Source organism: Ignatzschineria sp. PL_is040 (assembly GCF_055813795.1).
In genome coordinates, this window is sequence record NZ_JBVPGU010000002.1 from 326,012 (window position 1) to 335,608 (window position 9,597).

Annotated in this window: 6 protein-coding genes and 2 pseudogenes; 3 read left to right on the forward strand and 5 right to left on the reverse strand. The window is 42.3% G+C overall.

Translation table 11 applies throughout. The features are described from left to right. Positions 1-116: 116 nt before the first annotated feature. Both ispB and AC0SAP_RS05095 read right to left on the reverse strand, forming a co-directional pair. Entirely contained in the window at positions 117-1,091 is a 975-nt protein-coding gene (ispB, locus tag AC0SAP_RS05090; protein ID WP_109236078.1) for an octaprenyl diphosphate synthase, read from the reverse strand. 261 nt (positions 1,092-1,352) lie between these two features. Beyond that, positions 1,353-2,288 carry a hypothetical protein gene (locus AC0SAP_RS05095; protein ID WP_473383230.1) on the reverse strand — a complete coding sequence of 312 codons (936 nt, stop codon included), beginning with the start codon at positions 2,286-2,288 and terminating at the stop codon, positions 1,353-1,355. A gap of 290 nt (positions 2,289-2,578) precedes the next feature. Here AC0SAP_RS05095 and AC0SAP_RS05100 point away from each other — a divergent pair, with 290 nt between their 5' ends. Then, complete coding sequence (locus AC0SAP_RS05100; protein WP_473383231.1) at positions 2,579-3,970, forward strand: NAD-dependent succinate-semialdehyde dehydrogenase; 1,392 nt, start codon at positions 2,579-2,581, stop codon at positions 3,968-3,970. Between the two features lie 156 nt (positions 3,971-4,126). Here AC0SAP_RS05100 and ypfJ read toward each other — a convergent pair. Then, positions 4,127-4,888: pseudogene (gene ypfJ, locus AC0SAP_RS05105) on the reverse strand (KPN_02809 family neutral zinc metallopeptidase); the annotation flags it as partial. A gap of 270 nt (positions 4,889-5,158) precedes the next feature. Between ypfJ and recG the strand changes: the two are divergent. Next, positions 5,159-7,210, forward strand: coding sequence for an ATP-dependent DNA helicase RecG (gene recG, locus AC0SAP_RS05110; protein ID WP_473383232.1), 2,052 nt, complete (start codon positions 5,159-5,161; stop codon positions 7,208-7,210). A gap of 146 nt (positions 7,211-7,356) precedes the next feature. Here the strand turns inward: recG and AC0SAP_RS05115 are convergent, their stop codons facing one another. Beyond that, positions 7,357-8,175 (reverse strand): D-glutamate cyclase family protein, encoded by an 819-nt coding sequence (locus tag AC0SAP_RS05115; protein WP_473383234.1) that lies wholly within the window; start codon positions 8,173-8,175, stop codon positions 7,357-7,359. Between the two features lie 417 nt (positions 8,176-8,592). Here AC0SAP_RS05115 and AC0SAP_RS05120 point away from each other — a divergent pair, with 417 nt between their 5' ends. After that, positions 8,593-9,378: an ion channel gene (locus AC0SAP_RS05120; RefSeq protein WP_286482062.1), complete on the forward strand. Its 786-nt coding sequence runs from the start codon at positions 8,593-8,595 to the stop codon at positions 9,376-9,378. Between the two features lie 126 nt (positions 9,379-9,504). On the opposite strand, the pseudogene AC0SAP_RS05125 reads toward AC0SAP_RS05120, so the two are convergent. Further along, positions 9,505-9,597, reverse strand: a pseudogene (locus AC0SAP_RS05125) (IS5/IS1182 family transposase); the annotation flags it as partial.

Below are 9,597 nucleotides of genomic sequence, written 5' to 3' on the forward strand. Positions count from 1 at the left end.
TTATCTCACTTTATAAATTAAGACGTTAAAAAAATCGAGAGTATAAATTAAAGGCAATAAAAAAAGGATGTTGCCATCCTTTCTTCAACTTCGATCACTCTTGATAAAGCTGCTCTCTAAAATTTTCGCTCTACAGCATAATTTGCCAATGTTTTCAGCGCTTCTTTATAAGGAGATTCTGGTAGACGGCTCAATGCTTCAATCGCAAGCTTTGCTTGCGCAACTGCTACTTGATGTGTGTAATCGAGCGATTTTGTCTTCTCAATCACCGCTAAAATAGCATCTAATTTTGAGATATCGGCATTGACAAGTGCATCTTGAATTAAGGCTGCTTCTTCTTCCGTCCCTGCACGCATCGCATAGATCAAGGGGAGCGTCGGTTTTCCTTCTGCAAGATCATCCCCGGTATTTTTACCCATCTCTGCGGCCGTTGCGGTGTAGTCTAAGATATCATCAATCAATTGAAACGCTGTCCCTAGATACATGCCGTAAGTTGCCAGCTCTTTTTCAAAATCATCGCCTCCCGCTTCTCGCGTTAGGATTCCGGCAACTGCCCCGGCAGCTTCAAAAAGACGCGCCGTCTTAGAGTAGATGACATTCATATAATTCTCTTCGGTGGTATCGGGATCACCAATATTCATCAACTGCATCACCTCCCCTTCTGCAATCACATTTGTCGCATCAGAGAGAATCCGCATAATAGGCATCGAATCGAGACTGACCATCATCTGGAAAGAGCGAGTATAGATAAAGTCGCCCACAAGGACCGCGGCCTCATTTCCCCACAACTCATTGGCGGTCTCTCGACCACGACGCATATCGGAGTGATCAACGACATCATCATGAAGAAGCGTTGCCGTATGAATAAACTCAATCAAGGCAGCCGCCGTGATATGCCCTTCTCCCTCATACCCTGCAGCACGCGCAGCAAGAAGCGTAATCAAGGGCCGTAAACGTTTGCCGCCAGATGAGACAATATATTGTCCGACTTGATTGATCAGGACGACATCTGAATGGAGTGCCGTTAATATCTTCTCGTTAACAGCATTGAAATCTTTCTTTGCAAGCGCTTGAACAGCTTCTATTGACATTGCTTTGCTACCTTAATGATTAAATAAAATAAATAGTATCCATTTTACAGGATAAATTACTTCTACCTTGATCTTCTTCCGATCTTCCTTGGATCTTTCGGGCGAATCTCTACAAAAATATCCCCAAAGAAGGGGAGATTCCTTCAAAGATCATGCTTAATACCCCATTATAAGGGTTATTAGCGACAAAGGTAATCTCTCCCGATCAAAGTTGCTAAGAAGTTATGACATAATCACCTTAAGTTCTCAATTTTCCTAATATTACTGAGCCGTATAAAGAGATGCATCAGGACGATACTGAAAGCGGATCTTTGGTAGATAATCACGATTAATACTCATCAGCTGATGACACATACGTCCATGAAAGCGGTAATCACTCTCATAACATTGATCAACGCGCCAAAGCTCCGGCATCGATTGTTGGAGATCTTGCAGCGCTAAACGATACCCTTCACGCTCTTGTAAAAGGTGCTGATATTTTTCATCGGTTGCTAGCTGTTGTTCAACATGATTTTGCAATAGATCGTCCCCATTATCGACTGCTTTTAAGGGTTCTTTTAACTGCTCTTTTAAATATTTTCGACTCGCCTCTTCCTGCTTTCGATAGTGGAGCGCAAGCGCCTCATCGACTGCTTTGAGATCTTTATCGAGCTCTAAATTCTTCTGCAATTGCGCCTCATACTCATTCATTAAGTTCTTAATGCGCTTATCGAGCGTCTTATCATTGAGGGCAAAAAGCGTACCATCTTGATGAGTATAGATGCCGGGAAGATGCTCAACACTATTGGCAAAGAGCGCTCGATGAGAGAGCGTTTGCGCCGTCTCCTCTCCGGTAAAACGAGGTAATGTCTCCATCTCAATCAGCCATTTTTGATCATCTCCCTCTTGGGCAACAACAACGGCATCAAACTGATTATTCTCTTCCCCATTTAAAGGCGTGTAGATCTTAATATTGCCAAAGGTGGTCAAAAACTGATAGCGACCATCACGATATTTAAAGGTGCCATTAATATCATAGAGCGCTCGATGCTCATCTATCGGAGAGACGGTTTTAATATGACTACTTGTAATCTCAATTCCGGAAGATGGATCACGAAGCGCCTGAAGATCAGCAAGATCAGGTCCCGCAGGCTGACAGGCCGCTAGTAAAAGTGAACTGCCGACTAATAAAGCAATCTTATTCCAGTGTCGATTCATCGCTAATATGACTCCTCTTTTGCTTAACATTATCAATTATAATGGCACCATATTAGCTTAAAATTGTCTTAAAGATCAGATATTCAAGATCAATTTTTCTAAGATCGTCACAATAAAGTTTCCAGGTCCTCTCACTCATATTTAATATTGCCACTAACGTTAGTAATACTCGGTCCAAATAGATAGCGTAAAACTTATATAGAAATTTAATAGGTAAATTAATAGATATTGTCAAAATATAGATAAATAATGGAGATACACGATAACTAATCACACAGATAGGAGACGTTATGAGCGAACAATTAATAGTCACAAACCCCGCTACGGGAGAAACTTTAGCAAAAGTAACCATCGATAGCCCTGAGAGTATCGAGACTAAACTCAAAGCGGGATATGAAGCGTTTAAAACATTTACTAAAAGTAGTGCTTATGAGCGAGCGCAACTACTCAATCGCTGGGCTGAGCTGATTATTGAAGATCAAGAAAATTTGGCCAAAATTATGACCGAAGAGAATGGTAAACCACTCGCTGAATCTCGTGGTGAAGTTCTCTACGCCGCAAGCTATCTCACTTGGTTTGCAGAAGAGGCAAAACGACTCTATGGTCGTACAATTCCTGCTAATAGCACTAATAAACGACTTTTAGTCACGCGTCAGGGTGTTGGCTTAGTGGCGGCTATTACGCCATGGAACTTTCCGGCGGCAATGATGACACGAAAAGCGGGTCCGGCATTGGCGGCAGGCTGTACCTTCATTGTAAAACCGGCAGAAGATACTCCCCTTACCATGATCCGCCTAGTCGAGCTTGCTCATAAAGCGGGGATTCCGGAAGATGTGGTGCAGATCGTCAATGGTAGGGGCGCTGATATCGGTCCGCTTTTTACCGGTAGTCCTTATGTTAGAAAGATCACCTTTACTGGCTCAACACCTGTTGGAAAACTACTGATCCAACAGAGTGCTGAAACTGTGAAAGGGGTCTCAATGGAGCTTGGTGGCCATGCCCCTTTTATTATCTGTGAAGATGCTGATATTGATTATGTCGTAACACAAGCGATTGCTTCAAAATTCCGTAATGCTGGCCAAACCTGTGTCTGCGCTAATCGCTTCCTCGTCCATGAAGCGGTGATTGATGAGTTTAGTGAAAAATTTGCACAAGCCGCAAAAGCACTCAAAGTAGGAAATGGCTTAGAAGAGGGAGTTGAAGTTGGCCCTGTGATCAATAAAAAAGGGTTTGATAAGATTGTGGCGCAAATTGAGGATGCGAAAGAAAAAGGGGCAACACTCCTTGCCGGCGGAACAACCCACTTTGATGATGAAAAAGGATTCTATTTTGTTAATCCAACGGTATTGGGGAATGTTACGTTAGATATGAAGATTATGCAGGAAGAAACTTTTGGCCCTGTAGCACCCATCACCCCATTCAAAAGTGATGAAGAAGCGATCGAGATCGCTAATAGCACTCCATTTGGATTAGCTGCGTACTTCTTTACAGATAATTATAAACGCGGTATCTACTTCCAAGAAAACCTCGATTTTGGCATTTTAGGTTGGAATGATGGCCTACCAAGTACTGCACAAGCACCCTTTGGTGGTATGAAAGAGAGCGGTATTGGGAGTGAAGGGGGAACAGAAGGGATCGAGCCTTATCTTCAAACCAAATATCTGTCTATTGCCGGACTCTAGTTCCATCATTCTCGATATAGCTAATAGACTTTATAAGAAAAAGGGCGAATCATCATTGATTCGCCCTCTTCATTTTCTCTATCAGCTCTTCTCTATCAGCGCTTTATAACTAAGATGTGAAATCTCAGTGGCAGATACTTTACATCAATACTCATATCAATTCTCAAAGGTATTACAAGCTTTGATATCACCACTATTAAAACCTCGCATAAACCACTCTTGACGCTCTTTAGAGGTGCCATGTGTAAAGCTGTCGGGAACAACAACGCCATTTGCCTGTTTCTGTAGTCGATCATCGCCAATCGCCGCTGCGGTTTTCATCGCTTTTTCAACATCGCCAACCTCTAGGAGATTTTGCTCTTGTACCGATCGCCCCCAGATACCAGCAAAGCAATCTGCCTGTAATTCCATCTTCACCGATAAGCGATTCGCCTCAACCTTACTCACCCGAGTCTGCTCTTGACGAACGGCTGTTGAAATTCCCAAAAGATTTTGTACATGATGCCCCACTTCATGGGCAACCACATATCCTTGAGCAAAATCACCACCGCCCCCTAAACTCCGTTTCATATCATTATAGAAGCTCAGATCGAGATAGACTTTCTCATCGGCAGGACAGTAAAAAGGCCCCATCGCCGCTTGCCCATAACCACAAGCTGTACTTGTGCTGCCACTATAGATCACTAAGGTCGGCTCACGATAACGCATTCCCTGCTCCTTAAAACGAGCTCTCCAGAGATCTTCTGTCTTAGCGAGAGCAACCGCTGTAAAGTCTGCCATTCTCTGCTCTGCCGGTGATGCTTGATAAGATGCCTGAGATCCTTGCTGACTACTCTGCTCCAATGTCAGTATTTCACCTTGTAGGAGTGGTGTTAAATCAAGACCAAAATAACCCGCAGCAATCACTACGGCTAAAATTGATTCTCTCTATCCCCCCAAGAAACAGATCTATCAGCAAGATAAAAAAGTAAAACAAGCATATGCCTAGAAAAAAGAGCGCTAGAGTCACAGAAACGGCCTATAAAACACTGCATAATATATTGATCATTAGGCTTAAAGCATCTAATGGCAGAAACAGAAATCATGAAAAGTATTCGCAACACCATTAAAAGATGGCAAAATAGCTGAAAGTAGAACTATCTTTAAAATCAACTCACGAATTTCATGAAGGATTCTTAGAGCGCAATTGTGGAAACTTTAAAAAACCGACCTATTACAACACTAAAAGGTGTAGGGCCGAAAATGGCTGAAACATTAGAAAAGTTGAGAATTAAGAGCTATCTTGATCTCCTTTTCCATCTACCATTTCGTTACCAAGATCGGACACGTATCACACCGATTGCACTACTTCAGCCTTCACAAATCGCCATTATTGAAGGGGAGATCTTTAAAAAAGAGATGACTCATGGTCGTCGCCCTACTCTTCTTGTTTGGCTTAAAGATGAGAGTGGCGTTATTGCTGTTCGCTTTTTTAATTTCTACACCAGCATGATTAAGCGCTTTGATGCACTAAAAGTATTACGTTGCTACGGCGAAGTACGTTACGGGCTTAACCGCTTAGAGATGAGCCACCCCGAAGTTCTCAACTTTGCCGATCAAAATGTTGAGTTAGAAGAGCGCATGACCCCGATCTACTCCCTCACTGCCGGCATCACCCAAAAACAGATGCAAGCATTGATCAATAATCTGCTCGAAGAGTTACAAGATGAACACTTCCCCGCATTTTTAGAAGAGAGAGAGACTAATCTAAAAGATGCGCTCTACTTCCTGCATAAGCCACCCACAGATGTCAATATTGAGCGGTTAGAGAAGAAGCACTATCCCGTTCAAGAAATTCTTGCACTTGAAGAGATTGTCGCCCATCAAGTAGCACTTAAAAAATCACGTAATCGCTTCTTCCAAGAGAGAGCGAATCCGATCTATCTCGATCCTGAGGCTCTTAACACCTTTAAAGGAAGCTTAGGCTTTACCTTAACGAACGCACAAGAGCGTGTTGTGAAAGAGATTGAAAATGATATCCAATCCCACTCTCCGATGATGCGTCTTGTGCAGGGCGATGTCGGCTCTGGAAAAACAGTTGTTGCTGCAAGCGCATTAATTCATGCAGCAAAGGCCGGATTTCAAGCGGTCTTCATGGCGCCGACAGAACTTCTCGCAGAGCAGCACGCTATCAATCTAGAACGCTGGTTAACACCTCTTGGTATCAAAACAGCGCTCTTAACAGGAAAGTTGACAGAGAAACAGAAGCGGGAACGAGTTGAGGAGATCGCAACGGGCAAAATTGATGTCATTATTGGAACACATGCCCTCTTTCAAGAGAGCGTCTCCTATCAAGCCCTCAACCTAGTTGTGATCGATGAACAGCATCGATTTGGGGTTGAGCAACGTCTCATGCTACAAAAGAAAGCACCAGAAGGTTTCACGCCTCATCAATTGATGATGACAGCAACGCCTATTCCCCGAACATTAGCGATGACACTCTACGCCGACCTTTCAAGCTCTGTGATTGATGAATACCCACCAAACCGTATCCCGATCACTACCTCTGTCGTGAGTGATAAAGCTCGCGACAAAGTGATTGAGCGCGTAAAAAAACAGTGTGAAGAGGGAACTCAAGTCTATTGGGTCTGTACATTAATTGAAGAATCGGAGCAGCTCCCGGCAAAAGCTGCAGAAATGGCATACACTGATCTTTGCGAAAAATTGCCAAATCTTCGTATCGGCTTAATTCATGGACGCTTAAAGAGTGCTGAGAAAGAGGCGGTTATGAATGCCTTTAAAGCGCATGAACTCGATATCTTAGTGGCAACAACCGTCATTGAAGTGGGTGTCGATGTTCCCAATGCATCGATTATGGTGATTGAAAATGCCGAACGTCTTGGACTCTCCCAACTCCACCAATTAAGAGGTCGCGTTGGTCGTGGCTCAAAAGCCTCTTTCTGCCTCTTAATCTACTCTCCCCCTCTCTCCCATATGACTCGAGAGCGATTAGAGATTATGCAATTGACCAATGATGGTTTTGAGATAGCAGAAAAAGACTTTGAACTTCGCGGCGCCGGCGATATTTTTGGCACACGTCAAACTGGAGAATTTCAATTTAAAATGGCCGATCTCTTTGAACACCAACATCTCATTGAGAAGGCGACCGCTATTGCCGATAACGTCATTAAAGATGATCAGCTCAGTCAAAAATTGATCGATCGCTGGATTGGTGAGAGTAATGAATTTATCTGGAGTTAATAGATAATAGATTGAGAGATAATAGATTGAGAGATAATAGATTGAGAGATAATAGATTGAGAAAAAGATGAAGGTTGGATTATCTATATTTCAGCACAGAAATAACCCTCATCAATCTGAGCGCCTTCCAATCCCTCTTACCACTCCTACTCCATTAGTGATGACAGATCCGCGCTTAAAATATCTGTAATAAAATCGTGCCCCGGTGCTTGAGTGATAAGAAATTCACTACGATTTCTAATCAATGCTAGCTTTGCTGTAATACTGCTTGCCCAAAAGACAGGGACTTCATCTTCAGCTAACAGTAGAGGCGCACCAAAATCGGGCGTCCGAAGATCCTTAATTCCGATCAACTCTGGATCTCCAATATGGATCGGCGCACCATGGATATCTTCTAACAGACTTGTGATCTTCATCGTTTTCATCAAATCTTGACGTTTGATTGGGCGCATACTGACCACAAGCGGCGAACTAAGATGACCGCTAGGAATCGTCTTAATATTGGTAATAAAGAGCGGAATATCATAGCCATCATCTACATGTCGCAATTGAACACCGGCAAATTGTAAGACTGCCTCAAAACTACGGCTACAGCCTAATAGAAAACTGACTAAATCGGGACGCCAGTAACGCTCTAAGGAATCTGCTTCGCCTACCAACTCTCCCCGCTCATAGATCGAATAACGAGAAATATCTCGCGTAATATCAGAACCTGGGGCGGTGAGACGAAACTCTTTCGATCCCGCATCCGATACCTCTAAAACCGGACACGCTTTTGAATTTCGCTGTGTATAGATTAAAAAATCGTATGCTTCACACTTAGGGATAACGATCAATGTCCCTTTTGTATAACGCGTTGCCATCTTTGCCGTTGGCTCACGCAATCTCCCTTCTCGAATTAACTCTCGAACCTTCTGCGGCAGTAGTTGCTGAAGAACCTCACTATTGTAATTATTATCCAACATATTTTCCCAATGACTTCAAAGTTATCCCAAATATAAATAGAACATTAGATAGAAAATTCGATAAAAATTTACTATTGGTATCTCTATTGGTATTTAAGGGCTCCTGCGCTATCGATCAATCGAAGGCCTCCTTTTTATACTCCATCGATCATTATATCAATCGCACAAATTTTAGTCCTCAATCTTTTACATTTATTGATAAATAGAGAGGGAGGGAAAAGAGGTAGATAAAGAGATAGATCAGAGATGGATCAATCTAGCTAAAAAGCTACCCATTAAAAATAGGCCTCATTACAAAATAAACTATCGTAAAAACATTTTACTAGAGGAAGAATCAAAGCGCTTTTTCGTCTACAATAGAGCTTATTAATCACCTTCTAAAATTACCATATCGATCTATACTAAAGTGAATAACCGATGACAAAGCGACATTTCGATTTTCGGCTCTATGCCCGAAAGTTCCTCTATTTTGCAACCATCTTGGCCTCTCTGATTCTGATCGCAGATATCACCATTGTTGATCTTCCCAATATTCAGAAAAATCTCGATGTTGAGCCAACACGCTTACAATTTTGGATCTGTATCTACTTTATTATCGACTTTATCCTTCTAATGCTCATTGCAGAGGATAAGATGGCCTACTTTAAAAAGTATTTTATACTATTGCCACTATCGATCCCTTATAGCAATCTTCTTGCCTACTACTCCATCGACCTAACCTCTGAAGCGGTCTACTTTTTAAAATTTATCCCAATCTTCCGAGGCGTTTTTGCGCTTATTCTCTTAATTAATCTGGTCATTAGTAATCGAATTACCGGGCTCTTTATCGCCTACCTCTCTATTTTTATCTCCATTACCTATATACAGACGCTCGTCTTCTTTTTAACAGAATCGCCTGTCAACCCAGAAGTTAAAAACTATTATGATGTCCTTTGGTGGGCTTCGATGACGGTGACAACACTCGGCTCTAATATTATTCCCGTGACCAGTATCGGTAAAGTCAGTACTGCTATCGTTGCTATTACCGGCATTACGATCTTTCCTATCTTTACAGTCTATATCACCACTATGATTCAAGATTGGAAAACAAAGGAGAAAGAGAAAGAGCAGGCAAAAACGGCGGCGCTCCTTGCTAAAGGCGGTAGTGTTCAATCAGCTATTGCAACAGCAACGCCCCCTACTCCCTCCACACCTTCTCAATAAGAGATTTATCTACTTCATTCCTCTCTATCCCTCTCTATCCATCAGCTCTCATCAACAAATGGTGAGAACTGATGGGTGTTCGTAAAATCTACAAAAATCTATAAAAGTCTAGGGGCTGTTGAACATTCATAATTTTAACCAAATGTAAGCACAAGCTAAAGCCACGTTGTTTTCATAATGTTGTTTTAGCTTGTCATATCTTGTTGCTACACTTCTAAA

What these genes read in the sequence shown, in the direction of transcription:
- AC0SAP_RS05100 (WP_473383231.1), top strand. Translation starts at nt 2,579, where the DNA reads ATGAGCGAACAATTAATAGTCACAAACCCCGCTACGGGAGAAACTTTA.
- AC0SAP_RS05115 (WP_473383234.1), bottom strand. Translation starts at nt 8,175, where the DNA reads ATGTTGGATAATAATTACAATAGTGAGGTTCTTCAGCAACTACTGCCG.
- AC0SAP_RS05095 (WP_473383230.1), bottom strand. Translation starts at nt 2,288, where the DNA reads ATGAATCGACACTGGAATAAGATTGCTTTATTAGTCGGCAGTTCACTT.
- AC0SAP_RS05120 (WP_286482062.1), top strand. Translation starts at nt 8,593, where the DNA reads ATGACAAAGCGACATTTCGATTTTCGGCTCTATGCCCGAAAGTTCCTC.
- ispB (WP_109236078.1), bottom strand. Translation starts at nt 1,091, where the DNA reads ATGTCAATAGAAGCTGTTCAAGCGCTTGCAAAGAAAGATTTCAATGCT.